We start from the raw sequence: 24,941 nt of genomic DNA, 5'->3' as shown, positions 1-24,941 counted from the left end.
AAGGAGTAACCCTACATGAGCACAAATCAACCGCATGGCGGTACGCTGGTCAACCGTATCAATTTCTCATATGACACAGGCAAAATAACAAAGGAAATCGAGCTGGATGCATTCGCGTTGTCGGATTTGGAATTGCTCGCAATCGGGGCGTACAGCCCGCTGACTGGATTTCTCGGAGAAGAAGATTATAAGAGAGTGGTGCATACGATGCGCCTGGCCGATGGCACGGTATGGAGTATTCCCATTACACTGCCGGTGACGGAAGAGACAGCTGCGCGGCTTGCGCCCGGAGATACGGTCAAGTTAGTTTATCAGGGCGCGGTTTATGGCGTTATCGAAGTGGCAGAGCTGTATACGCCGGATAAAGAAGTAGAAGCGCAGAATGTATATGGTACCACTGAATTGGCGCATCCGGGCGTCAAAAAGCTGTGGAGCCGTCCGGCCGTTTATGTAGCAGGCCCGATTACGCTGGTAAAGCGTCCGGAAAAAAACCAGTTTAAAGAGTTTTACCTTGATCCTGGCGAGACGCGGGCGGTATTCGAAAAGCGGGGATGGAAAACGGTAGTTGGCTTCCAGACGCGCAACCCGGTGCATCGTGCGCATGAATACATTCAGAAGACTGCACTTGAGATTGTCGACGGACTGTTTTTGAATCCACTGGTTGGGGAGACGAAAGCGGATGATATTCCAGCTGACATCAGGATGGAAAGCTATCAGGTGCTGCTAAAAAATTATTATCCGTCAGACCGTGTTTTCCTGGCCGTGTTCCCGGCGGCAATGCGCTATGCAGGACCGCGTGAAGCGATTTTTCATGCGTTGGTGCGCAAGAATTACGGCTGCACCCATTTTATTGTCGGGCGCGACCATGCTGGCGTCGGTAATTATTACGGCACCTATGACGCACAGCTGATTTTCTCAGACTTTACGGCGGATGAACTGGGAATTACACCGTTGTTTTTTGAACACAGCTTCTATTGTAAGAAATGCGGCAACATGGCGTCAGCCAAGACGTGCCCGCATAGTTCGGAAGATCATTTGCACTTATCCGGTACCAAGGTAAGGGAGATGCTGAGCCAGGGCGAGGCGCCGCCGCCGGAGTTTAGTCGTCCGGAAGTGGTGGAAGTGCTGATTCGTGGCATGAAAGTAGCTGTAGGCAAATAACGGAGCGAGTAGGGAGGAGTAGAGCATTATGGCGTCCCATAACGCAAACATTATCTGGCACCAGACGAATGTAACGAAACAGGATCGTCAGCGGAAAAATGGACATAAAAGTGCGGTACTATGGTTCACAGGCCTGTCAGGCGCAGGAAAATCGACGCTGGCCAACGAAGTGGAGCGCAGGCTATATGAGAAAGGGTTGCGCACATACCTGCTAGATGGAGACAATATTCGACATGGTATTAACAAAGATCTCGGATTTACTCCGGAGGATCGGACGGAAAATATCCGCCGGATCGGTGAAGTATCAAAATTGTTTGTCGATGCAGGTGTTATTGTGCTGACGGCTTTCATTTCTCCGTATCGTGCAGACCGGGAGCTGGCCCGTAGCCTGGTAGAAGATGGCGAATTTATTGAAATCTATGTGAAATGCGCGATCGAAGAATGCGAGAAGCGTGATCCAAAAGGTTTATACAAAAAAGCGAGAGCAGGCGGGATCCCGGAGTTTACGGGAATCTCTGCTCCTTACGAAGAGCCTGAAAGCCCGGAGCTTATCATTGAGACGGATACGAGATCGCTCGATGCCTGTGCTGAGCAGGTTGTAGAGTATCTTGAAAAAAAGATAATTCTATAAAAAATGAAGGCACAGTCGGAATTCCACTGTGCCTTTGCTTATAGTGTGGAAAAAGTGAATAGCCCGATTACTGGGTCTGATTTGCGAGAAACCCGGCTTTAATGTCGATGTTTTCGTTTCTCAAATGTGTAATGATGGCTTCTGCCAGCTTCGGCGCATCCGGATGATCCCCGTGAATGCATACCGTTTCCGCTTTCAGAGAGATATCTTTGCCATCATGTGTAATGACTTTGCCTTCCTTCACCATCCGTACGACGCGGCGGGCCCGTTCGTTCATATCGGAGTAATCTGCGCCTTTACGTGTCATGACGATACTTCCGGTTTCATCGTGTTCACGATCGGCGTACACTTCGAATACAATATTGAAGCCTTGCTCCTGTCCAAGGCGAGCCAGCGACGAGTTATTTAAGGCGAACAGCGGCAGACGTTTATCAATTTTTTCGGTCGCATTAAGCACTGCCTGGGCTAAATCGTCGTTTTCCATGGCCATCATATACATAGCGCCATGCGGCTTGATATGGGACAGTTCCATATCGTATGCGTGCAGGAACGCTTGCAGGGCCCCGACCTGATACAGTATATAATTTTCTACCTCTTCCGCCGTTGCGGTCATCCGTCTCCGTCCAAAGCCCATCAAATCCGGAAATCCCGGATGGGCGCCTACGTTAATCCCGTATTGCTTCGCCAGTTCTACCGTCCGGCGCATTACCAGCGGATCGCCTGCGTGATACCCGCAGGCTACATTAATTGTGCTTACATACTTCATCATTTTCTCGTCGTTCCCCAGTTCGTACATGCCAAAGCTTTCACCCATATCGCAGTTAATATCGATTAACATCTTCGTGACGCTCCTCTTTCGATTTATTTAACTTGTTTGATACCGTTGATGTGATGCAAGAATTTCTTCCGCATACCGGAATTTTCGTTGTTCTTCCTGGCGGGCTGCCATCGCCTGTTCAATGCTCACTGAGAGAAAACGGGTTGGTGTACCGGGAAGAGATTGTGCCACTTTGGGCAGGTCGACACTGATCACAGTCGCTACTGTCATATACCCGCCGCCTGTTACGGCGTCGTTTAACAAAATAATGGGTTCTTCTCCATTCGGAACCTGGATGGAGCCGACCGGATAGCCCATATCGACGACATTGGACGGATTGTCACCGGCGCCAAACGGCTGTGGTATATCTTTAAACGTAAGCGGACTGTTTCCTTTATACCGGTATCCTACCCGATCCGCTTCCGTAGAAACGGTCCACTCCTCCATAAGAAAGTTAAACAGGCTGTCCGGCTGCACTTTATAGCTGCACAGGCCGGTTACAACACGAAGTTCAACCGGCTTGTTTTGCTTCCACCATAACTCTTCCGGTAATGCTCTGCCTTCAATGGCATTCAGACTCTGCCGGGGATTGCCAGTGTGTAGAATGTCGCCTTGTTCCAATTTTCTGCCTTCGTAGCCGCCGAACTGGCAGAGCAGGTACGTTGAGCGGCTTCCCAATCTTTCCGGTACGTCGATGCCTCCGGCCACGCACAGGTATGCGCGTGCACCTCCCTGCGTAAACGTAAAGGAAATCACGTCGCCTTCCCGGACACGTACAGCCTGCCACATTGGAATTTCCTGGCCGTTGACGAGCGGCTTTACGTACGCGCCGGTTAGTGCAATTACCATCTCCTGCTGAAATTCGATTTTCGGACCAATAAATGTAATTTCCAGCGCAGCCGTATTGTAAGGATTGCCGACAATCAGGTTGCCGAGTTGAAACGAATAGCGGTCCAACGCGCCGGAAGGAGGCATGCCCATATGATAGTAGCCGAAGCGTCCCAAATCCTGTACTGACGTGCTTAATCCTGGTTCTAAAATTTTAAGCATAGGCGATCCCCTCCGTTAGTTCATTAAGGTACTGCTGCGTCTTGGCGAAGTATTCTTCCGGTGAGAACTCTATAGATTTAATGTTGTAGCGGTAGGTGCCCGCTTCAACTTCAGCGACAATCTTATTATATTCACTTTCATCGATCGGACGGTGTTTCCATATGTCACCCGCTTTTGCCAGGATAAGAGTGTCTTTCAAATCTTCGAGCTTCTGTTCCGGATCATAGACAGGGACAGCGGACATGCCGATGAGCTGGTAGCCGCCCGGTCCGGCCACCGGATAGATAACTGTGAATGCGCCGGCCATCGAGATAGCGCGCGCCGGTGTCTGGGTGCGCGGACGAAGGTACTTCGGCGCTTCGATGATATTCTCCTGCGGTACGCCGAGCGGAAATTCCCACGCCGTGCCCGGTACGAAGCCGACCATAGAGACAAGGTACGGCGCCGACGAATGCGCGTGGATAAAGTCTTCTTTATCCTTGAAACCGTTGATTTTCATAACAAATTCCAAATTACTTACGGACGGATCTTGATGGCGGTCTTTGAATTTTGCGGCGCATTCCTTTGTAATCGGATCGTCATACCAGATCGGAATTTCTACGACGCGTGATTGAAGCGTTAGTCCAGAAATGTCGCTTTTTTGTTCATCGATTTCTCTCAGGACATCGAGCAGGTCAAGAGGGCGGATAATATCCGGATTATAGCGGATAAGATAGGAGGCATTGGCCGGACAAATCTCTGTTACGCCCGGAATATTGCAGCGGCGGATTTCATCCGTGACTGCCAGCACTTTAAAATTGGCTTCTACGTTCATTGCCCGCGATACTTCGGCATAGATAAATTCGTCGCCCCCGAAAGTGAAGCGGGTCGTCAATTTCTCCATGGTGTTCATAGCATCGTCTCCTTTTGGTTTGCGAACTCAATACGGTTGACTAACTCGGTTATAGAATGCTCAACCTGGACGTGTGCATTCATCTTTTCTTTATTATTTAGTTAATTGCAAATTTAATGCCAAATGCAAACGCTTGATTTTTACGGAAAAGAAAAAGAGATGTTTCAAAAATGAAAGATAAATTTCAAAAATGAAAAAAGACAGGCGTTGAAATGCCTGCCGACTACGATAAGAGAGAGTCTTTTATTTGTAGAAGTGTATGCCGATATTGCTTCCGAAGTTCCAATGCCTGCTCCAGCGTTACGGCGACAAAGCGCACTGTTGCATTCGGCATGGATTGAGCGATCCTGCCCAAATCCTGACGGATGACTGTGCCAACACTTACATAGCCACCGCCTGTCGGAGTGTCATTCAGCAGGACGATGATCTCCTGCTCATTCGGAATGAGAATGGAGCCAACCGGATAAATATAATCGACGACATTGGACGGATTGTTACCGGCGCCGAAAGGAGGATCACCCGGTGCAAACGGGATACGACCATCCTTAAAACGGTAACCTGTCCGGTTCGATTCTGTGGAGATTCTCCACTCCGTGTTCAAAAATTGTTTCAATCCTTCATCTGACAGCTTATCGGAACGGATGCCCATAATGAAGTGAATATCAAAGGAAGGAGCGAAGACCGGACGCAGTGATTCGGGCACTACTTTACCCCTTCGATTCAAGATAGAGGGAAGCGAACCGACTGGCAAGCGATCTCCATTCCGCAGCGCACGGCCTCCGAATCCGCCGATACGGCTCGCTAAATAAGTAGAGCGGCTATCCAGATCGGGCGGCACCTCGATTTGCCCTGCCACTGCTATGTAGGCATGGACCCCACCTCTCGTATGTTTGAACGAAAGCACATCGCCTTTGCGTACGGCTATCGCTTCCCACATCGGAATTTCTTCCGTGTTGAGGTGTGGACGGCACGGAGCACCGGTGACGGCAATTACGGTTTCTTCTTCGAAGGCCAGGCGCGGGCCTCTCAGCATAACCTCCAGTGCGGCGGCATTCGCTTCATTCCCGACCAGCCAGTTGGCAACCGTAAACGAGAACGGGTCGGCTGCACCGGCGGGCGCAACTCCTTGACTATAGTAACCAAAGCGACCGGCATCTTGCACGGTGGTCAGCAGGCCGCCTTCAAGTACATGAATCATGCAAACCCTCCTTCCTTCAACAAGATTTGCAAATAGTCGCTTCCATGCGCAAGAAAATCGGCTGGTTTAAACTCGATCTCACGTATGGTGGGGCGGTATGAACCTTCTTCGACTTCCCTTAAAATTTTATGGTATTCATTCTCCGTTATGCTGCGATGTTTCCAAATATCCCCTGGTTTACCCAGAAAACGCCCGCCCAGCATAGCGACCGTCTGCGGCTCTGCCGCATAGACCGGTATGGCGGACATACCGATGAGTTGATAGGAACCTGAGCCTGCCGTGGGATAGATTACGGTAAATGCACCGCCAATCCCAACCGCCCGCATTGGTGTGTCCGTGCGTGGGCTTAAATATTTGGGCGCCTGCAGTACATGGTCTTTTCTTGTTTCAAGGGGATATTCCCACACGGTTCCCGGCAGGAAGCCCATCATCGTTACCAAAAATGGAGTAGCGGTGTGAGCCTCGATAAAAGGTTCGGGCTCGGTAAATCCATTAATTTTCATAACAAACTCGAAGTTAGAGCCGCCGGGATTCTGATGACGATCACGGAATTTGGCCGCATACTCGTATGTAATCGGATCATTATACCAAATCGGTATTTCAATCATGCGGGAAGGCAGCGTTAGTGCGGAGAAATCGCTGTAACGGGCGTCGATTTCACGGATAATTTCCAGCAGTTTGTAGGGGGATACCTTTTCCGGCTCATATTGGACAAGATACCCGGTATTGGCCGGACAGACTTCTATGACTCCGGGCAGACGACGCCGGATAATTTCCCGTGTGATAGCCTGAACTTTAAAATTGATCTCGATGCTCATCTCCCGCGATATCTCAGCATAAATATATTCGTCACCGCCAAAATCAAATCGAGTCTCCGGTAAATAGAACATGGTGTGTCATCCCCTGTTATGACTTTTTCTTGATCAACTGATTGATTTTCCGGCTTATGGTCGCCGGGCTTACTTCAAGTACCCTGGCCACTTCGGCTGCAGTGCGGTACTTTTGCATAGCGAGCCGGATAAGCTCCGTTTCCACCTTTTCCACCGCATCTTTGAGCGGCATAATTTCAGTTATTGTAAATGTATCTTTGTTTCTGGAGAGTGGCGTATCGTACAGGGCAGGAATGACTTCCTCTTCCGTAATGAGATCCCGTCCTGACGTAACCATTAGCCGCTCCACAATGTTTTGCAGTTCCCGCACGTTGCCCGGCCAGTCATAGCCCTCAAGTACACGGATGGCGTCGCGGGAAAAATTTTTGTTGAGCCCGTACATTTCATTGAACTTCAGCAAAAAATGCATGGCCAGAGACATAATATCTTCTCTGCGTTCGCGCAATGGCGGAATCCGGATCGGTATCACGTTTAACCGGTAATAAAGATCCTGGCGGAACTGCCCCTGTCTGACCATTTCTTCGAGATTGCGATTGGAGGCGGCAATGACCCGGATAGAGATAGAGAATGTTTTTGTACCGCCCACCCGTATAATTTCTTTCTCCTGCAGTACACGAAGCAGCTTGGCCTGCAGATGAAGAGGAAGCTCGGATACTTCGTCAAGGAAAATGGTACCGCCGTGCGCCATCTCGAAAAAGCCGGGTTTTCCCGCTGCGTCGGCCCCGGTAAATGCGCCTTTTTCATAACCGAACAACTCGCTCTCAATTAATGTTTCAGGAATAGCACTGCAGTTTACCCGAATGAAGGGTCCTTTGCTACGCGGGCTTTCCTGATGAATAAGGGTAGCGAGCACCTCTTTGCCGACACCGGATTCGCCGATGAGAAGGATTGTAGAGTCAACCTGCGCGATACGCCGCGCTTTTTCGGCGATGACTTCCATTTTCTTTGACCGGTAGATGAGTGCTGTTTGTTTCTGGCGCTTTACTTCCGCTACTTCTTCCCGAAGCTGGTTTAACTCAGAAATGTCGCGTGAAATGATCACGATACGCTCCAGCTGATTATTATGGTAAATCGGCGTTCCGACCGCCCACATTTTACGCCCGGAACGGGTCGTTTGCACGGTTCCTTCTTTTTTTCCACTTTCCAGCACCAGGCGGGTGACAGATGGAGAGAAGAAGGAGTTGGCTTCTAGTTCCAGTGTATTGAGTCCGATTAATTCGGACGGATTATCGGTTTGCCAGAACTCTTTTTGCAAGGTGCCTGCCACCCGGATAATCGTCCCTTCGTGATTGACAACGATAATTTCTTCGTTCGAAGAAGAATACAGCGCCTGCAGGTCCGCGTTCAAGTTTCGCACATATTCGATTTCGTTTAGAGACGCTTCGTACTGCTCACGCTGGTAGAATAGATGAATAACTCCATGAATTTCTTTTTTATCCCGTACAGGAGAGAAGTTTCCGATTAATTCTTTATGGTTAAACCGGCTAACTTTATTGAAAAAACGTTTGCCGCAAAGAACGGCTTCCAAATCGGCCTCCGTATCAATCAGCGAGCGGTAATCGCGACCGATCAGCAGATCCTGACGTAGGCCAAGCAGAGATTCGGCCGTTTCGTTCATGGATGTTATGCGGAATGCAAGGTCGGTCGTTATGAGGCCGATGCCCGCGCTGTCGAACGTTCGCTTCATCTCGCGGAGTCGCAGGTGTGCCATTTTATTCTCCGCGTCTTCGCGCGTTGTGCAGCCGACCGGAATGCCTTGTGCATTATAGATGACATAGACGCGCATATTATGGTAAAACGCAACCGGTTTACCAACAGACACCGGGACAAGATCGGTCTCGTACGGAAACGGATCGTCTGTCCCTCCTGTATTCCGTATATAGTCCATTAGCCGAAAATAGGAACTATACCCGATAATAGCGCCGTCTTTTTCCAATAAAAACAGTTCGCTTTCTTCCGATGTGCATATCCGTCCAAGAATGTCGTCGAGCGAAGCGTGAACGGAGAGCACGGGCGGGAGAGGCCGCATGACATCCTGCCAGTAAAACATAACACTCCTCCTTATCCGGCCATTACGTTCGTATGTATATGTAGTATATATTGATTATAAAAAAACAATCTTCCAAAAGGAAACTGAACCAGACTATACAACCATTACCTTTGCAAAACTCATGCCGATGAAGTAAGATAGGTTTCTTGATAGTTTTTGTATGCATTAATCGTAGTTTATTCGTCTATAAAGATACAGGAATAAATACACGAGGTGATACTAATGAAGAAACGCATAGTCACAACGTTTGCGGCAGGGATATTGGCGGGTATTGGATTAATGAGTGCAGCCGGATTTTCGTATGCAGCATTGACAAAAATAGATGTAAGCGTAAAGCCAATTTCTTTTATGATGGACGGCAAAGAAGTACAGCCAAGCGATAGAGAGCAACAGTATTTTAACGGCAAAAATTATGTACCGGCCTCGTTTATTCATCAGAATACAACGTATGTGCCGTTGCGCTTCATTTCCGAGAAGCTTGGCTATCAGGTGGGATATGATGCGAAGAACGGTATAATTTCTCTGGGGGAACAGAATATGACCGAAAAAGAATGGACGTTCGATGTGATTTATCCTTCTGACGGTGCGCAGCCGGTAATTTCTCCGCGTATCCAGCAGTGGTTTGATGATCACAAAAATCAAGAGTTTACAGGCAGCATCTGGGATGAAGATGGCATCTACGCGGCGGTAGCCCGGGGCCAGAAGCCGAATGGGGGCTATGGCGTTGAGGTGGTGGGCGTGACAGAGCGCGCAAACAAAGTAGTCGTGAAAGTAAAATACAAAGATCCGGAGCCGGGTAAGATGTATACACAGGTGATTACGCATCCTTCGACACTGATTAAAGTGCCGCGCACGGACAAAGAAATCCGCTTTGAGATCGTCAAAGAATAAAACAGTAAAGATGCGAACAGGCAGAGCTTACGATAGCTTCTGCCTGTTCGCTTTTTGTATTATGCTTTCCATACTTCCGGCTCGGTTTCACCCGCGAAGTATTCGATGCGGTTTGGCATAATTTCCAGAATGACATAGTGAAAACGACAGAGGTGCCTATAGATCCCGGGACGAAAAGCGGCGTACCGCAAGCCAGAGAGCTGCACATCCGTATAAAGCGGCGTACATGAGCATAGCCCCGCTTGGCGTCGATAGGCTGCCAAACAATCCCTGCGCAGCGAATGATAAAGGATCACCCGCTGAATCGAATAGATACACCGTCATCTTTCTGAAGAGGGAGTCAAGCGGAAACACCAGGCTGGAAATGATTCCGATATTAGACAACGTCGGCTTCTCCATCAAAACACCGAGCTGTTCCACGAATCCTCCGATAAAGCCGATGCCGTACAATATAATGAGCACGATTCCTCCGTTTACGGTCGTCATCATGCTGCTGAAGAGCAGGGCAACAGCGATAAGCAGCAGCGGCTGCATGACGAAAATAGCGAGCGCTTTCGCGGCCTGAACCACGGTAAATTCTACGCGAAGAAGTTCACCGCCAATCCACTGGTTGATAAGTAATACACCGAGGAATAGAAAAGCGGCATAAATAACAAGCAGAGAGCCTAAACCTGCAAATTTGCCGAAAATCACGGAACGCCTATGTATCGGACGGGCGAGCATCGTGTCAATCTGGTGGCTTTCAATTTCACCGGCGATGCTTCCAACGCTGCTGAGAATCGCCAACAGTGCGGTTACAAAGGATGCGAAATAGAGTCCGACACCCAGTATCTGTGTTGCGAAAAAGCTCTGGACAAGCGCAAAATCAGCAGAAACTGGGCGGTTGGTGAAATCCTCGCCAACTTCCCGGGCCGCAAAATAGGTGGCAACCGCATAAAAAAGAAGGAAGGCGAATGACATAAATAGCGTAATGTGAAAGATGCGTTTGGATAAAATTTCTCTACAGGTAAGCTTAGCGATAATCCACATCGAAAGATTCACTCTCCTTTCGGCTTACCCAGTACATAAAGACATCTTCAAGCCGGGGGATACGCGGGATAACATGGTACAGCGAGATGCCCGCCTCGCTTAAGCGGTGGATAAGCACGGGAATATCGCGTTCATCGGACAGTGTTACCAGCCAGTACGAGCGGTCATCTTCCTTTCGTATCGGCTCTGCTTTCACTACGATAGGAGCCAGGCTTTCCCACAATCCATCCGCATGCGGAGCGAGCGCGATTTCCACCTGGGCCTTTACTGCGGACAACTTACGCCATTCCCCTTGCACAATAAGCTCTCCTTTATGAATAATAGCGATATAATCGCATACGCTTTCTACTTCGCTGAGTAGATGGCTATTTAAGAATACCGTTTTTCCTTCGTTGCGCAACTCGTTCATCAACTCCCTCACTTCCCGCCGCCCGATCGGATCGAGCGCGGACGTCGGTTCGTCGAGGAAGACAACGTCAGGATTCGAGAGCAGGGCGCAGGCCAGTCCAATACGCTGCTGCATTCCTTTCGAATATCCGCGGATTTTTTCTTCGCCGCGTCCGCTAAGACCGACACGGTCAAGAAGAAAGGGGATTCGTTTCTTACGCTCGTCGCGGGCAAGTCCGCACAAGCCTGCGTGTGTCTCAAGCAGTTGACGTCCGGTAAGCCACTCGGGATACCGGAACAATTCCGGCAGATAGCCCACATTCTCCCGGGACTTTACACTGCCGATGGGGGCGCCAAGAATATGTCCCGTCCCGTCCGTCGGCACAAGAAGTCCGAGAAGGGTCCGGACAAACGTACTCTTGCCCGCCCCGTTCGGACCGAGAAAGCCGAATACGGTACCCCTTGGCACGGACAGGGAGATATTGCGGCATCCTGCGCCATTATTATATTGCTTGGTAAGTCGGTGTGTTTCGATTACGTAGTCGCTCATTCGTTTTCCTCCCCAAACACAAAGAGAGCTCCTCCCGCCGGGGGAGCCGCTCTTTGCCAGTCACTTATTGCATCTGGTTCGCCAGACTGATTAAAGCATCCGTATGTTTTTCGTTTTTACTGTCATACGCTGTAAGGGAATGAATTTTCCCGTCTTTTTGCCAGATTAAGAAAGTCTGATGCTCGGTTTCATAAGCAAAGCCTTTGACCCCTTGTACGGTCACTTCATGTGTCCGGTGTTTGTCATCCGTTACGTATGGAATGGGGAGGGTACGTTCCCAATTCTCGATGCCCGCCAGCTGTTGCTTTACATTTTGTGGAATGAAGGGAAGCGAAAGAACAGTACTGCGTAATTTATTCAGGTCCACATCTTCGGGCACTTTTATTTCGGGTGCACCTATTATTGTATAGTGTAGTTCGCCGGATGGATGAACAGTCCGCTTCGCCTCTTGCTTGTCGGCAGCGATAAATTCAAATTGCATAGTCTGGGGAACGGTTAGGGCAAAAGGCTTGTTGTTTAGTTTCTCATCAAACCGGGCATCCGCCTTAACCTGCTTTAGCAGCGCGTTTGCTTTCTCCGTATCCAGCTGGGCATGCAGTGTAAATTTCGGAGAAACATTCACGGTGCTGATATGGTAGCCCTGTGGTGCGGAAGGAAGCGCATATCCCGCTTCTTGCGCCTCTTTGGCCGTTTCAAAATAACGGGAACCGTGCTGCCGCGTTTGTTCATCTACCCATATTTTACCGATTCCTTTGATTTCTTTGACGCCATTGGGAGCCGCGTTCATCCAGTTTTCAATTTCCTGCAAGTCGGACTGGGTTAGCTTGACCATTTCTACCTGATCGATCCGGAAAATGGACAGGAAATTGCTGGCCGCTGCCTGCACCTGCGGGATGGTGAGTGCGCCGATCAGTACGGCAGCTGCGGCAGTGCCCGTCATCCATTTTTTATACGATTTTTTCATCATTTTTTGTCTCCTTTGTTCGGTAGATGATGCGCCATGTTGCGCAAGCCGTTTTTCGAACTGCTGCCAGGCCGTTTCAGTGTTAACAGCATAGTCGACAGGAGCAGGTTCGGCCAGCGCCTCGTTAAGCGCGATTTCGACCCACCGATCCAGCTGCTTGGTTTCTTCCATGCGGCTACGGCAACCGGCGCAATGTTCGAGATGGGCGGTGAATGCTTTTCGCATCTCGCGATCCAGCTCGCCGTCCAGATAAGCCTGCAGAAATTCCTCATTCGGACATTTCATTTGCAATACCCCCTCATTTGTTTATACATGGTGCGGAATTTAGTCCTGGCGCGGGAGAGCAGCGTTCCGACAGAAGAACTCTCCACCTGGACGGCTTGCGCCAGCTCTTTATAATTGAATCCGGAATATTTCATTAGCAGCAATGTTCGATCGCGTTCATCCATTTCGGTCAGCACTTCGCGCACCGCCAGAATGTCCTCCTGCTTTAGCCAAATTTCTTCAGAAGAAGGGCAGTGGGCGTTCCGTTCGTCATCGGCTTTTTTCGTGCGCGTCAGGCGTCGCTTATCAGACCGTATGGCATTATAAGCCGCATGAATTGATGCTCTTGTCAGCCAGGCTGGAATGTTGTCAATCCCGGAGCGGTCAGCATGGTACAGCTTCAGAAAAACATCCTGCGCGATATCTTCAGCGACCGTTTTTTCCCGGACGATGCGCATAATTTGCCGGACTATATGTGGATAGTACGTTTTAAAAAGTTCCTGAAAGTCTTCCGTTTTCGTGGAAGCGAGGCTATTTTCTTTTGTCAAGGCGACACGGACCTCCATTTCCTTTCCTCCTTTCCAGGTGGTTCACTATATAGACACCGCGTCCCTTCTTTTTGTGACGGATAATGTAGATAAAAAATTTTTTTACTCAGGGAAAACAGGGTAAGAATAGTAGCGAATGAACCGTGCTCTTTTGTGTTTCCAAGCTAAAGCACATCGAATACCTCCTTAACCGGGCGTACAAATGATATGATAGGTACTAGAGTTTCTATAGTAGTCTCAGGGAGGATGAAAATTATAGAAACCAAAATGTAAGCAGGAGAGAGGAAAATTTATGGCCTCAAGAAATTTAGACTTTACTGAGGGGAACATCATGCGGCAGATGATTGTTTTTTCCCTGCCGATTTTTTTAACCAATGTACTTCAAACATCCTATCAGTTCATTGACAGTCTCTGGGTCGGGAATCTAATCGGATCTGATGCGCTGGCATCTGTTTCTGTCTCAGCGACAGTTTTATTTACCATGCTGTCGTTCATCATCGGGATGAACGGAGCCACGCTGACCATTCTCGCTCAGCGTAAAGGAGCGCGGGATGAAGAGGGGTTGAAGGAGTCGCTCAATGCGTTCGTCGTCGTATTTGCCCTGCTGTCCATCGGCATCGGCATTCTGGGCTACTTTCTATCGCCATATATTTTGACGCTCATTCAAACACCACCCACCATTCATAAGCTGGCCACCCAGTATTTGCAGGTGAACTTTCTGGGGATAGTATTCTTGTTCGGATATAACTTCATCGGTACAGTGCTGCGGGCGCTTGGGGATAGCAGAACCCCGATCCGCTTCGTATTTATGGCAGTGATTCTGAATACGGTGCTTGATCCGTTGTTTATCGCGTATTTCGAGATGGGGGTTATCGGGGCTGCAGTGGCCACGGTTGTGTCTCAGGGCTTCTCGTTTATCTATGCGCTGGTATATACGAAGCAGACGGGGAAAATCCCGTTTATGCGCCCGCATATCCCGTCCCGTATGTATGCGACGGCAATTTTCAAGCTCGGAATTCCTGCTGGTTTACAGATGATGGTAATCTCGGGCGGCATGATGGCGATTATGAGTGTCGTAAATACGTTCGGCGCAGACGTGGTTGCCGGTTTTGGCGCTTCCCAAAGAATGGATAGCCTGATTATGCTGCCGATCGTAACGCTCGGCTCCGCCATTAACAGCATGGCCGGACAGAATATAGGAGCCGGAAAATGGGAGAGGGTGAGCGATATTGCACGCAGCGGTATGATTCTTATCGTCAGCGTATCACTGGCCATTGCCCTGCTGGTCTATGCATCGGCCCCGCTTCTGTTGGGCTTATTTGTGGATAATCCGGCTTCTATCGCTTTTGGGACGACGTACCTTGCGACTGTCTGCTTTTTCTATCCATTCCTGGGCATTAATTTTGTGCTGAACGGGATTATTCGCGGTGCAGGCGGCATGATGCAAATTCTGGTGTTGAATTTTATCTCCTTCTGGGTGCTGCGCTATCCCTTGACCGCCTTTTTTTCCAGATGGGTAGGCGAGCAGGGGATCGCATACGGTATGGGGGCAAGCTTTATTATCAGTGCGCTGTTTGCAGGGGCTTATTATCGTTTCGGTCGCTGGCGCGAAATTCGCGTATTGCAGAACAGAGAGAATTAGCGTATTCCGGGATACCGGAAAGCAGGATGATTTTCCTGAAACCGAGTTTCTTAACTTGATAATTTTGCATATACAAACTGCAGAGTGGAATAAAAAGTATTTTACTTACTAAAAATAATGAGGTATAATTTGTTTAGTTAATGACTAACTTAAAATTATCGAAGGAGAGATTATCATGGCAAAAGTTCTGTATGTAACCGCAAATCCGAAACCTGTAGATATGTCGTTCAGCCTTAAATTAGGAGAGAGCTTCCTGAAAGAGTACCAGCAGCACAGCCCCGAAGATACCATTGAACGCCTTGATCTGTATAAAGAAGACATTCCGTTCATCGATGGTCTGGTGCTTGGCGCATGGGGCAAAGTAGCACAAAACGAAGAGCTGAATGATGAAGAACAACGCGTACTTGGCCGCATGACAGAACTGTTGGAGCAATTCATGGCAGCAGATAAAGTGATCTTCGTAACGCCGATGTGGAATTTGAGCTATCCGCCGATGCTGAAAGCATATATCGACAATATCGTAATCGCAGGCAAAACATTCAGGTATACAGAGCAAGGAGCGCAGGGACTGGCGTCCGGCAAGCGCGTTATGCATATCCAGGGACGCGGTGGCATCTATTCAGAAGGTCCGGCAGCCGAATTTGAGTTTACAGATAAATATCTGCGCAGTATTATGGGCTTTATCGGAATTACAGATTACAACCATATTTTCGTCGAAGGTATCGCCGCAACGCCGGATAAAGCAGATGAAATTTTTGCTGCGGCGGAAGAAAGAGCCCGCAACGCGGCAGCTGAGTTTGCAAAAGACTATCAGCGCGCTTAATTCGAACGAATTTGCGTTCATTGGATTATAGACAATAAAAAAGCCGGATGGTACCATTTATTGAGGAGAAGCGTTCACTGACCAGTAGAGTACGGTTAGGAGCGCTTTTTTCTCAGTCAAAACAAAACGGCAAGGAGTTGTTGCCATGTGAAAACGACAGGCAAGCTTGCGGCTTCCATGCTGGCACTGACAGCCGCGTTCACGGTAGGGATGTGGACCGGCGCCGGTGAAGCTGACGATTTTAAGGAGACCATCTCGGCTTATTTCTATCCTGTCACGTATTATTTCGATGGGAAAAAAGATACAAGTGATCCGAAAATTTATAAAAATAACGGCAGTAATGTGCCAAAAACCATTACATATGAAGGAACAACATATGTTCCGTTACGTTATATAGGGGAGAAGCTGGGCAAACAGGTAGGTTATGATCAGAAGACACGCTCCGTCTGGCTGGGCCAGAAGCCGAATCTTAGTACAACCACTTCTCCTTCGCCTACGAAAGTTGGCAGTGTATCCACCAGTTTCAAAGTCGATATTGGCGACCGATGGGACACCGTGCAAGCAAGGCTTGGCGCTGCAAAAGCCACCTATATGGGAGCAAATCAGACCAAGTGGTGGGTATATGACAGGCAATGGGTCGGCTTCCGCGATGGATATGTCATCGAGCTGTTCTCAAGCGACCCGTCAGCACAGTACAATGGAGTTAAAGTGGGCATAACCCGAAGTGAAGTAGAAAAGAAATTGAAATATATAGCAAAACCCGAATGGGAGCTATACGGTGCGAAATTTATCTTTCAAAACGATGGTACGGAAAAAGTGCTGTATAAATCTGATTCACATGCAATTATCGCTTATTACGATACACTCGATAATAAACGATTGCTGGGCCTGCGCATTGTAAATCCGACCGAACTCATCCATAAGAAATATTTCAGCTACACCTATCAATATATACGTAAACCGAATATTCCTTCTTATCCGACGGAGACGGCAACCGTTAATCAGCATGCGGCCAAGCAGGTGCTATGGCTCAGCAACGTTGAGCGGGCCAAGAAGAACGTTCCAGCACTTGCCTGGAGCGATCAGGCGGCTGCTTCCGCTTATAAACACAGCAAAGATATGAGTGATCATAATTATTTCTCGCATACCACATACAACGGAAAGTCACCGTTTGATTTGATGACGGAACAAAAAATTAAATATACGCTGGCAGCCGAGAATATTGCCATGGGATACCCTGATCCGATTGAAGCGGTGTTCGGCTGGATGAACAGTGCCGGCCATCGGAAAAGTCTACTCAATCCCTCGTTTAAGAAACTGGGAGTGGGGGTGTATGGAACATACTATACGCAGCACTTCTTCACTCCATAAAAGGGCGGCTATACTTTGACAAGTTGAAGTAAGCAAAGTAAAATATGACTTGATTGCCTGAAAATTACGAGTGGAAGGGACGAGCACTATGTGGGAGTATATTATTCCGATTCTCACGCTGATTATTGGACTGGTCGGCGGCTTCGCCATTGGCGTATGGTATTTGAAAAATCAAATGACCAATATGCAGATGGATGAGAAGCAGTTGCAGCAGATTGCCCGTTCGATGGGGATGAATCTCAACCAGAAACAGTTGAATCAGATGACAAGGAGAATGCAAAACGTGAAGCCGGGCATCGGCAAAAAGAAAAAATAATTCTCGGGTATATACCGGTGACAAAGCTGTGGACAATTGATTGAACACAGCTTTTTTGCGTATCTTTTATAGATAGAATAATAGCCGGGCGGTCAGATAGACGGCCCGGCTATTATTCTTGCTATGACTTCTCGAGTACCAATTCCGGTACGATGACTTTGCTGTCGATTTTATGTTCACGATATTCCCAGCCTGTATAGGAGTCAATGATATTTAGTTGCTCATCCAGGTGAACAATCGCGATAAACGCATAATGGGTTTTGGTACGATAGCGCAGGTCGATCCAGCGTACTTCGTGTCCAAATTCCCGTTTTTTTGTATATACATGCGGATAGCGGGTGAAGGAGAGGAACGCCTGTACTTTTGTATCCATCTTCGCTTTCTCTATGACTTCATTTTCGTCTTTCTTGTAGAAGGTGTCATGCCAGATGACAGTTTTCCCGTGCAATTCACCCACATAAGATGCAGTGTCCGTCTCGGCCACAACGCCCCAGCGTGTCCAGCGAATCGTCGGAAGCAGAATATAATGGCCTTCTTCTCCGAGGTCTTCTTTTACGAGCTGAACGAGCTTACGGTAAGCAAACATGCGCTGAATGATATAGGTCACCATTACAGCGTAAACCACACTGAATACATGGCCTGGATGCAATCCTGCAGCCCAGAAAAGAAAACCGATAAGATGAATGCCCATAATAAACGGGTCGAAAATATTAATTACATTAAACGAAATCCAGCGTTTCGAAAACGGACGTATTGCCTGCGTGCCATAAGAGTTAAACAAGTCAATCGACACATGGACAACCACGGCCAGCAGCGTCCACAATAGCAGATGAAGATAAGAGATGCCCGGGAAAAAGGCATAAATTCCTCCGCTGATGAGTCCTGCCCAGATCAGAATGGCGGGAATGGAGTGGGACCGTCCACGGTGGTTGCGAATGTACGTGGCATTGCCGCGAAACTTCAGCACCGTGTCCAGGTCGGGGGCCTGAGAGCCAATTATCGTGCCGAGCAGCACGGCACCGGCCAATTCAGGCTGAGCGGACACAGCCGGATCCAAATACGCGAGACCTGCAAGACCAAAACCCATGGCAATGTGGGTACCTGTATCCAAGTATGAATTCCTCCAATTCCTTATTTAGCCGAATCGGCTTTTGTTTTTGTAGATAGGATAGGATGTTTTGCTTTATTATAAAGGAAAACCAATTAAATGTTTAGCTATTTTACATAAAATCATTATTTTTTTATACTATGTTCATCTTTTGGTCTTAATTATTACAGAAAAATGACAGAAGTGAGGGACGAGCGATGAAGGACATCCAAGTATTTGCCGAATACAAAATCCTTCCGGAGAAGCGGGAAGAATATCTGCATAAAATCAAGGACGTTGCAGCGGCGATGAAGATGATTGGTGTTGATGATTTTACCTTACAAGAAGGGGTAGATCAACCGGGATTATTTGTCGAAATGTTTCATGTTCCGTCGATGGAAGCGTATCGTAAAATAAAACGGAAACGCTGCGAAGATACGGCAGCATTAGGTGCGTTCTGGCAAAGTATAAACGACTGCATCGCAGGCGGTACGGACAAGCTGCACATGTGGGCGTTTGCGTCAATCGATATAACAGGGAGTGAAGAATAGATAATGGCAAAAAAGCAGCAGGAGAGACAACAGGAAATTATCGGTTCATTTCATATTAAAGATTTCCAGGATGATTTGTTGTACTGGTTTGAGCGGCAGCAGCGTACATTGCCCTGGCGTCAGAGCAGGGACGCATACAGGGTGTGGGTATCGGAAATTATGCTACAGCAGACGAGAGTGGAGACCGTGATTCCATATTATGAACGTTTCATGGAACGGTTCCCTTCTGTAGAAAAATTGGCCGAGGCGGAGCTGGAAGAAGTCTATAAATATTGGGAAGGGTTGGGGTATTATTCACGGGCCCGCAATTTGCACGCGGCAGTAAAAGAGGTACAGGAGAAGTACGGAGGCACTGTACCAAATACACCGGAAGAAATTCATGGACTAAAAGGTGTGGGTCCTTATACAGCGGGTGCTATCCTCAGCATTGCGTATGGCTTGCCCGAGCCGGCGGTGGACGGCAATGTTATGCGCGTATTGTCACGTATTTTTCGAGTTGAAGACGATATAACAAAAGTAAGCACACGGAAATTATTTGAAGCGATTGTACGACGGATTATCGCTCACCGGAATCCATCCTTTTTCAATCAGGCTCTGATGGAGCTGGGCGCGCTTATCTGTATTCCGCGATCGCCGCGCTGTGACGCCTGTCCGGTGGCTGCACACTGCCGTGCCCGGAAGGCAGGTGTGCAGGAAACGCTTCCTGTCAAGAAGAAGGCCAAGAAAGTCCGAGTGGAAGAGCGAGCTGTTGCACTGGTACAGCGGGAGGATGGCCGCTGGTTGCTTCATAAGCGTCCGGAAAGCGGTCTTCTGGCTAATCTGTGGGAATTTCCAAACGTAGAATATACAGAAGCAGAAAATGCCAGGGAGTGGTTGAGCGTGCATATGTATGAGACGTTCGGCATTAAGTGCATACCACAGGATCTGGTCATGGAACATAGTCATGTGTTCTCACATCTACAGTGGAATCTGTATACTTATCTATGTGGATATGAAGGACAAGAAGAAAGGAGGGGCAGTGCAATTGCAAAAGAACGCGTAATGTGGGTGGCAATAGAAGAAATGGATGCGTATCCGTTTTCCGTATCCCATAAAAAAATTGTCGACGCATTGCGGGAAGGATTTCAGCAAAGCCTGCTGTGACAGACGCATAAAAGAAAATAATAAACTCTGCAATAAAATGCATAAAAACAAACGGCTTCCGTAATGGAAAGCCGTTTTTTGACATAAGTATGTGCGCGAATTACTTCGCTTCTTTGTAACGCTTGTTGACTTCGTCCCAGTTTACGGTGTTCCACCAGGCGGAGATGTAATCCGGGCGTTTGTTTTGATATTTCAGGTAGTAAGCATGCTCCCATACGTCCAGGCCAAGGATCGGAGTTTTGCCTTCCATCAGCGGATTGTCTTGGTTCGGCGTACTGGTGATTGCCAATTTGCCGTTGTCAACGATAAGCCAAGCCCAGCCGCTTCCGAAACGGGTAGCTGCTGCTTTTGCGAATTCTTCTTTTAATTTTTCGAAGCTGCCGAACGATTCGTTAATCGCGTCCGCGATTTCACCTGTCGGCTCGCCGCCGCCGTTCGGGCTCATAATTTCCCAGAAAAGGCTGTGGTTATAGTGGCCGCCGCCGTTGTTGCGTACGGCTGTACGGATGTTTTCCGGTACGCTGTTAATGTTGCGTAGTAAATCTTCGATGCTTTTGCTTGCCAGCTCTTCTTGTCCTTCGAGTGCTGCATTTAAGTTGTTTACGTAGGTTGCATGGTGTCTGTCGTGGTGAATTTCCATTGTTTGTGCATCGATGTGCGGTTCAAGCGCATCAAAAGGGTAAGGTAAAGCTGGTAATTCAAACTTTGCCATAATAAAACTCCTCCTTTTTGGTTGTACACGGATTTGTTTCCAAAATTAATTATATCGTACTGATATTAGAATTCAATACAAAACAGATAAAAAAGTATAGTAAATATGTTTTCATGTCCCATTCTGCCATCGGCACACCGCTCAACTCGTCCAAATTACGTCCCGCTTCGTTCCCCTTTTTACTTTTGCCGCAACTGTTCATTTTTAAACGTATCTGTGAGAAAGTGGGAGAGCGGACCCGAACGGCCGCTGTCTCCATCATTGAGTTGTCCGGATGTTTGGCTGTTCCCGCTCATACGTAAATCACGCGGACAGAATTGCTTCTTGAGAAAAGAAAACCTGTGCCATAGTGTTGCCGTAGCATTCCTGACATAAAAAGTTCAAAAAATTAAGGAAAAATGAAAGGTTTTTCTTGGGAGAGAAGTGAATATACTTAGTGAATAAAACTAAAAAGGAAGGGGCAATAAGTTATGTATCCTCTTGAAGAAGTATTGACCTGGGAAGCGGAGATGGACGATAGCCTTAGACAGGAGCGCCAGATACTTGCCGCCTATCAGTGGATGAAAATGGATTTAGCCGATCGTCGCGCTGTTCTTCTTCAGGAAGATGCTATCGATGTATTTGCCCTTGACCAAGTAGATCAGGCGATTGTTCGCGTGGAGAAGCTTATTCTGGAGAGAAACGTCATTATCGGTGAGAAGGAACAAGCTGTTCGTAATATGTATCGGCAATGGCGCGAATTGCTCCAAAACCAGCAATAAACGCCGAAAACCTGCCTGTATCCGGCGGGTTTTTCTTTTTCTGCGCTTTTCCTGCCCTGTAAATAGCGACATTTGACACTATGTAGTGTAAAATAAAAGATAGACGAAAAGCAGGGAGGACGTTGGCGTGTTAATACGGTCGTTTCGTTTAGGAGATTATGTACACATCACACGCATCTGGCAGGAAACAGGATTAGAGCAGACGGAAACGGAAACGCTTGACGCATTGGCGAAGCAATTGGCTTGGGATAGCGATCTCGTTATGATTGCTGAGTACGAAGGAGAAGTGGCCGGGGTTATTGTAGGAACCATTGATGGAACACGTGGCTATTTTTATCGGCTTGCCGTCAATCCTGCGCTGCAGGGTAGGGGGATCGGACGCAAACTGGTAGAAGCGCTGGAGAAGCGCTTTAAAGAAAGAGGCGTAACAAGAGTATTTATCATGGTAAATCAGGATAATAAGAAGGTCCTTCCTTTTTATAGCTTGCTTGGATATGAAGTGAAGGAATATATTACCTTATCGAAGAAGTTAATAACGCCTGATACGGAATAGAGGGCGTCTGCTTCATTCACGCCAAAAAAGGGAAGAATGAGCGTGAAGGAGTGTTCGTATACATTATATAATAAGAAGGAAGGAGAGCGTGATGACGTCACCCGGAACCCCGCTTCGCATCGAAAGCTTTAAGCATGATCAATCGTTTCACCGTTCATGGGACAAAACGCTGCTGCTTCACTTAAGTGACGCGGTTCTCATTGGCGGCAACGATAACGTCCGAGTCACGGAATCGGACGGACGGGAGTGGCGAACGCGCGAACCGGCGATATGTACGTTTGGCCGCGGGCAATGGTTCAACACGATTGCAATGATTCGGACAGACGGGATTTATTATTACTGCAACATCGGCTCGCCGTTTTCTTTGCGCAACGAGTTGCTAACGTACATAGACTATGACCTCGACGTGAAGGTCTATCCGGATATGAGCTATACCATTCTGGATAAAGAAGAGTTCGCGCTGCACAGCCGGCGAATGCAGTACCCTCAAGACGTAATCGATATGGTATATAAGGGAGTGCAAGAGGTCGTCACCTGGATTCAGGAGAGGAGAGGACCTTTTCATCCAGGTTTTGTCGATCGCTGGTATGAGCGCTATTTGCACTTGCGAAATCCATGAAACTCCTTTTCGTAAAGAAAGGGAGTTTTTTATTCAGCCGCGGGAGGCACAGAAAGGGGCTGAGGAATTGGGCAGCATACGAAGATATCTTGTATTTGTTAAGCCGTATGGAACAAAGATTGGACTGACGATTGTCATAGGCATCATCAAATTCGGAATCCCGTTGATTATGCCGCTGCTGTTAAAATACGTAGTGGATGATGTTCTGCTTGCGAAAATGCCGGCGGATGATAAAATGAAAAATTTGCTGTATGCTATGGCCATTGTTTTTTTTCTATTTACGATTGTGCGCTGGCCTATTGAGTACTGGCGGCAGTATCTGGCGCAGTCTGTGTCGAATACGGTGCTGTACGATATAAGGAATCGGGCCTTTGACCATATTCAAAAACTATCGCTTCGTTATTTTCATAATCACCGCGCGGGGGAAGTCATCTCGCGCGTGATTAATGACGTCGAACAGACAAAAAGCTTTGTGGATACCGGTCTGATGAATATATGGCTGGATCTGGTGACGCTTTTGATTGCACTCGGCATCATGTTCTCGATGGATGGATGGTTAACTCTTGTTGCGATCTGTATGTTCCCCCTGTATGGATTTTCTGTGAAATATTTTTATTCACGTCTGCGGCATTTGACCCGTGTGCGTTCTCAAGCATTGGCGTCTTTGCAGGCGCATCTTCACGAAAGGGTACAGGGGATACCGGTGATTAAAGGCTTTGCGCTGGAGGAACATGAGCAGGTACAGTTTGATGAGCGGAATAAAACGTTCCTTACTAGAGCGCTGGAACATACCAGCTGGAATGCGAAAACATTTGCCGTGGTAAATACGGTTACAGATATTGCACCGCTGTTGGTGATTGCCGTGGCGGGATACCAGGTCATTCATGGCAATTTATCGGTTGGAGAATTGGTGGCGTTTTATGCCTATCTTGACCGCTTGTATGCGCCATTGCGCCGTCTCGTAAATTCTTCGACAACGCTAACGCAGGCGTTTGCTTCGATGGATCGGGTGTTCGAATTTATGGATGAGAAGTATGAGATAGCAGATAAACCAGATGCGCGCGAATTGCCGCCGGTGGCCGGTCATGTGACGTTTGCGAATGTGCACTTCCGCTATGCACCAGACGGAGAGGACGTACTGAAGGGCATTACACTGACGGTGGAACCAGGAAAAACTGTGGCGCTGGTTGGTGCGAGCGGGGGTGGAAAATCTTCGTTGATTAGCTTGCTGCCTCGTTTCTATGATGTGAGGGAAGGAAGCATCTGTATCGACGGGTATGACGTGCGGGATGTGACGATGAAAAGTTTGCGCAGCCAGATTGGAATCGTACTGCAGGACAACATTTTGTTCAGCGATTCGATAAAGGAAAATATTTTGATGGGAAATCCGAATGCAAGTGAAGAGGAAATGATTGCGGCGGCCAAAGCGGCCAATGCGCATGATTTTATTATGGAGCTGCCGAACGGATATGATACGGAAATCGGAGAGCGGGGCGTAAAGCTATCCGGGGGGCAAAAACAGCGGATTGCAATCGCTCGCGTATTTTTGAAAAACCCGCGTATTTTAATTCTGGATGAAGCGACATCGGCACTTGATTTGGAGTCGGAGCACCTGATTCAGCAATCGCTGGAACGGCTGGCACATAACCGGACAACGTTTATTGTTGCCCACCGTTTATCAACGATTACGCATGCCGATAAAATTGTGCTGATTGAAGACGGAACGATTAAAGAGGAAGGGACGCATCAGGAACTGATGAGTGCGCAGGGGGCATACTACAAATTGTTTACGGTTCAGAATTTGGATCGTGTGGAAGCAAACATGAACAATCCGTAAAATGACCAATAAAGCTAATATTTTTTAAGTTGATTAAAACGGTTTCAATTCCTTGAATTAATGTATGAGGGATATGTTCTGTACGATTAATCGTTTCAAGAACAATATTACCAGTGAATAATAGTTCAATTTCTTTTTTGTCTCTTTTATGGATTAGTTCTATCATCTTTATTCCTCCTGAGTTCTCCTTTTTCTGTGAAAATT

At 47.9% G+C, this 24,941-nt stretch carries 26 protein-coding genes; 13 read left to right on the top strand and 13 right to left on the bottom strand.

What is annotated here, in order from left to right:
- Window positions 1-15: 15 nt before the first annotated feature.
- A complete protein-coding gene (sat, locus tag ADA01nite_RS06850; RefSeq protein WP_146809199.1) occupies window positions 16-1,161 on the top strand; it encodes a sulfate adenylyltransferase in 1,146 nt (381 codons plus the stop codon).
- 28 nt (window positions 1,162-1,189) lie between these two features.
- Window positions 1,190-1,792 carry an adenylyl-sulfate kinase gene (gene cysC / locus ADA01nite_RS06845; RefSeq protein ID WP_146809198.1) on the top strand — a complete coding sequence of 201 codons (603 nt, stop codon included), beginning with the start codon at window positions 1,190-1,192 and terminating at the stop codon, window positions 1,790-1,792.
- Window positions 1,793-1,859: 67 nt separating this feature from the next.
- Here the strand turns inward: cysC and ADA01nite_RS06840 are convergent, their stop codons facing one another.
- From ADA01nite_RS06840 to ADA01nite_RS06815, 6 genes are all read right to left on the bottom strand, one after another.
- Complete coding sequence (locus ADA01nite_RS06840) at window positions 1,860-2,630, bottom strand: LamB/YcsF family protein (RefSeq protein WP_146809197.1); 771 nt, start codon at window positions 2,628-2,630, stop codon at window positions 1,860-1,862.
- 27 nt (window positions 2,631-2,657) lie between these two features.
- Window positions 2,658-3,659: a 5-oxoprolinase subunit C family protein gene (locus ADA01nite_RS06835; protein ID WP_146809196.1), complete on the bottom strand. Its 1,002-nt coding sequence runs from the start codon at window positions 3,657-3,659 to the stop codon at window positions 2,658-2,660.
- Window positions 3,652-4,551, bottom strand: a complete 900-nt coding sequence (locus ADA01nite_RS06830; protein ID WP_146809195.1) for a 5-oxoprolinase subunit B family protein — start codon at window positions 4,549-4,551, stop codon at window positions 3,652-3,654. The genes ADA01nite_RS06835 and ADA01nite_RS06830 overlap by 8 nt, the downstream gene beginning before the upstream one ends.
- Before the next feature lie 223 nt (window positions 4,552-4,774).
- The gene (locus tag ADA01nite_RS06825) at window positions 4,775-5,749 is read right to left on the bottom strand and encodes a 5-oxoprolinase subunit C family protein (protein ID WP_146809194.1); all 975 of its coding nucleotides are present in this window, start codon (window positions 5,747-5,749) and stop codon (window positions 4,775-4,777) included.
- On the bottom strand, window positions 5,746-6,639 hold the full coding sequence (locus ADA01nite_RS06820) for a 5-oxoprolinase subunit B family protein (RefSeq protein WP_146809193.1): 894 nt from the start codon (window positions 6,637-6,639) through the stop codon (window positions 5,746-5,748). The genes ADA01nite_RS06825 and ADA01nite_RS06820 overlap by 4 nt, the downstream gene beginning before the upstream one ends.
- 16 nt (window positions 6,640-6,655) lie before the next feature.
- Complete coding sequence (locus ADA01nite_RS06815) at window positions 6,656-8,689, bottom strand: sigma 54-interacting transcriptional regulator (RefSeq protein ID WP_146809192.1); 2,034 nt, start codon at window positions 8,687-8,689, stop codon at window positions 6,656-6,658.
- 222 nt (window positions 8,690-8,911) lie between these two features.
- Between ADA01nite_RS06815 and ADA01nite_RS06810 the strand changes: the two genes are divergently transcribed.
- Window positions 8,912-9,580, top strand: coding sequence for a protease complex subunit PrcB family protein (locus tag ADA01nite_RS06810; RefSeq protein ID WP_146809191.1), 669 nt, complete (start codon window positions 8,912-8,914; stop codon window positions 9,578-9,580).
- Between the two features lie 156 nt (window positions 9,581-9,736).
- On the opposite strand, the gene ADA01nite_RS06805 is transcribed toward ADA01nite_RS06810, so the two are convergent.
- The 4 genes from ADA01nite_RS06805 to ADA01nite_RS06790 all read right to left on the bottom strand — a co-directional run bounded on the left by ADA01nite_RS06805 (window position 9,737) and on the right by ADA01nite_RS06790 (window position 13,340).
- Window positions 9,737-10,609 (bottom strand): ABC transporter permease, encoded by an 873-nt coding sequence (locus tag ADA01nite_RS06805; RefSeq protein WP_146809190.1) that lies wholly within the window; start codon window positions 10,607-10,609, stop codon window positions 9,737-9,739.
- Window positions 10,593-11,546, bottom strand: coding sequence for an ABC transporter ATP-binding protein (locus tag ADA01nite_RS06800; RefSeq protein WP_146809189.1), 954 nt, complete (start codon window positions 11,544-11,546; stop codon window positions 10,593-10,595). The genes ADA01nite_RS06805 and ADA01nite_RS06800 overlap by 17 nt, the downstream gene beginning before the upstream one ends.
- 64 nt (window positions 11,547-11,610) lie before the next feature.
- Window positions 11,611-12,795 carry an anti-sigma factor family protein gene (locus ADA01nite_RS06795; RefSeq protein ID WP_146809188.1) on the bottom strand — a complete coding sequence of 395 codons (1,185 nt, stop codon included), beginning with the start codon at window positions 12,793-12,795 and terminating at the stop codon, window positions 11,611-11,613.
- Window positions 12,792-13,340, bottom strand: coding sequence for an RNA polymerase sigma factor SigX (locus tag ADA01nite_RS06790; protein ID WP_146809187.1), 549 nt, complete (start codon window positions 13,338-13,340; stop codon window positions 12,792-12,794). Before ADA01nite_RS06790 ends, ADA01nite_RS06795 begins: the two co-directional genes overlap by 4 nt.
- A gap of 313 nt (window positions 13,341-13,653) precedes the next feature.
- Here ADA01nite_RS06790 and ADA01nite_RS06785 point away from each other — a divergent pair, with 313 nt between their 5' ends.
- The 4 genes from ADA01nite_RS06785 (at window position 13,654) to ADA01nite_RS06770 (ending at window position 17,474) form a co-directional block, all read left to right on the top strand.
- Window positions 13,654-14,964 carry an MATE family efflux transporter gene (locus tag ADA01nite_RS06785; RefSeq protein WP_246147254.1) on the top strand — a complete coding sequence of 437 codons (1,311 nt, stop codon included), beginning with the start codon at window positions 13,654-13,656 and terminating at the stop codon, window positions 14,962-14,964.
- Window positions 14,965-15,139: 175 nt separating this feature from the next.
- Entirely contained in the window at window positions 15,140-15,787 is a 648-nt protein-coding gene (locus ADA01nite_RS06780) for an FMN-dependent NADH-azoreductase (protein WP_146809185.1), read from the top strand.
- 147 nt (window positions 15,788-15,934) lie between these two features.
- Window positions 15,935-17,158, top strand: coding sequence for a CAP domain-containing protein (locus ADA01nite_RS06775; protein ID WP_146809184.1), 1,224 nt, complete (start codon window positions 15,935-15,937; stop codon window positions 17,156-17,158).
- A gap of 88 nt (window positions 17,159-17,246) precedes the next feature.
- Window positions 17,247-17,474, top strand: a complete 228-nt coding sequence (locus ADA01nite_RS06770; protein WP_146809183.1) for a YneF family protein — start codon at window positions 17,247-17,249, stop codon at window positions 17,472-17,474.
- A gap of 121 nt (window positions 17,475-17,595) precedes the next feature.
- Here the strand turns inward: ADA01nite_RS06770 and ADA01nite_RS06765 are convergent, their stop codons facing one another.
- Window positions 17,596-18,585: a metal-dependent hydrolase gene (locus tag ADA01nite_RS06765; protein WP_146809182.1), complete on the bottom strand. Its 990-nt coding sequence runs from the start codon at window positions 18,583-18,585 to the stop codon at window positions 17,596-17,598.
- Window positions 18,586-18,779: 194 nt separating this feature from the next.
- Here ADA01nite_RS06765 and ADA01nite_RS06760 point away from each other — a divergent pair, with 194 nt between their 5' ends.
- Both ADA01nite_RS06760 and mutY read left to right on the top strand, forming a co-directional pair.
- Window positions 18,780-19,112, top strand: a complete 333-nt coding sequence (locus ADA01nite_RS06760; RefSeq protein ID WP_146809181.1) for an MFS transporter — start codon at window positions 18,780-18,782, stop codon at window positions 19,110-19,112.
- Window positions 19,113-19,115: 3 nt separating this feature from the next.
- Window positions 19,116-20,255 carry an A/G-specific adenine glycosylase gene (mutY, locus tag ADA01nite_RS06755; protein ID WP_146809180.1) on the top strand — a complete coding sequence of 380 codons (1,140 nt, stop codon included), beginning with the start codon at window positions 19,116-19,118 and terminating at the stop codon, window positions 20,253-20,255.
- A gap of 100 nt (window positions 20,256-20,355) precedes the next feature.
- Here the strand turns inward: mutY and ADA01nite_RS06750 are convergent, their stop codons facing one another.
- The gene (locus tag ADA01nite_RS06750; protein WP_146809179.1) at window positions 20,356-20,967 is read right to left on the bottom strand and encodes a superoxide dismutase; all 612 of its coding nucleotides are present in this window, start codon (window positions 20,965-20,967) and stop codon (window positions 20,356-20,358) included.
- Between the two features lie 470 nt (window positions 20,968-21,437).
- Here ADA01nite_RS06750 and ADA01nite_RS06745 point away from each other — a divergent pair, with 470 nt between their 5' ends.
- The 4 genes from ADA01nite_RS06745 (at window position 21,438) to ADA01nite_RS06730 (ending at window position 24,737) form a co-directional block, all read left to right on the top strand.
- Window positions 21,438-21,728: a hypothetical protein gene (locus ADA01nite_RS06745; RefSeq protein WP_146809178.1), complete on the top strand. Its 291-nt coding sequence runs from the start codon at window positions 21,438-21,440 to the stop codon at window positions 21,726-21,728.
- A gap of 127 nt (window positions 21,729-21,855) precedes the next feature.
- Entirely contained in the window at window positions 21,856-22,281 is a 426-nt protein-coding gene (locus ADA01nite_RS06740; RefSeq protein ID WP_146809177.1) for a GNAT family N-acetyltransferase, read from the top strand.
- Window positions 22,282-22,369: 88 nt separating this feature from the next.
- Window positions 22,370-22,900, top strand: a complete 531-nt coding sequence (locus ADA01nite_RS06735) for a DUF402 domain-containing protein (protein ID WP_371863542.1) — start codon at window positions 22,370-22,372, stop codon at window positions 22,898-22,900.
- A 67-nt stretch (window positions 22,901-22,967) separates the two neighbouring features.
- On the top strand, window positions 22,968-24,737 hold the full coding sequence (locus ADA01nite_RS06730; RefSeq protein ID WP_246147253.1) for an ABC transporter ATP-binding protein: 1,770 nt from the start codon (window positions 22,968-22,970) through the stop codon (window positions 24,735-24,737).
- Here ADA01nite_RS06730 and ADA01nite_RS06725 read toward each other — a convergent pair.
- The coding region (locus ADA01nite_RS06725) for a hypothetical protein (RefSeq protein ID WP_218029538.1) at window positions 24,688-24,941 on the bottom strand (254 nt) is incomplete at its 5' end. The two genes, ADA01nite_RS06730 and ADA01nite_RS06725, sit on opposite strands and share 50 nt — an antisense overlap.

The sequence above is a fragment of the Aneurinibacillus danicus genome (genome assembly GCF_007991215.1).
Taxonomy (GTDB): domain Bacteria; phylum Bacillota; class Bacilli; order Aneurinibacillales; family Aneurinibacillaceae; genus Aneurinibacillus; species Aneurinibacillus danicus.
The sequence above is the reverse complement of the archived record's forward strand: the minus strand, read 5'-3'. Positions and strand labels throughout refer to the sequence as shown.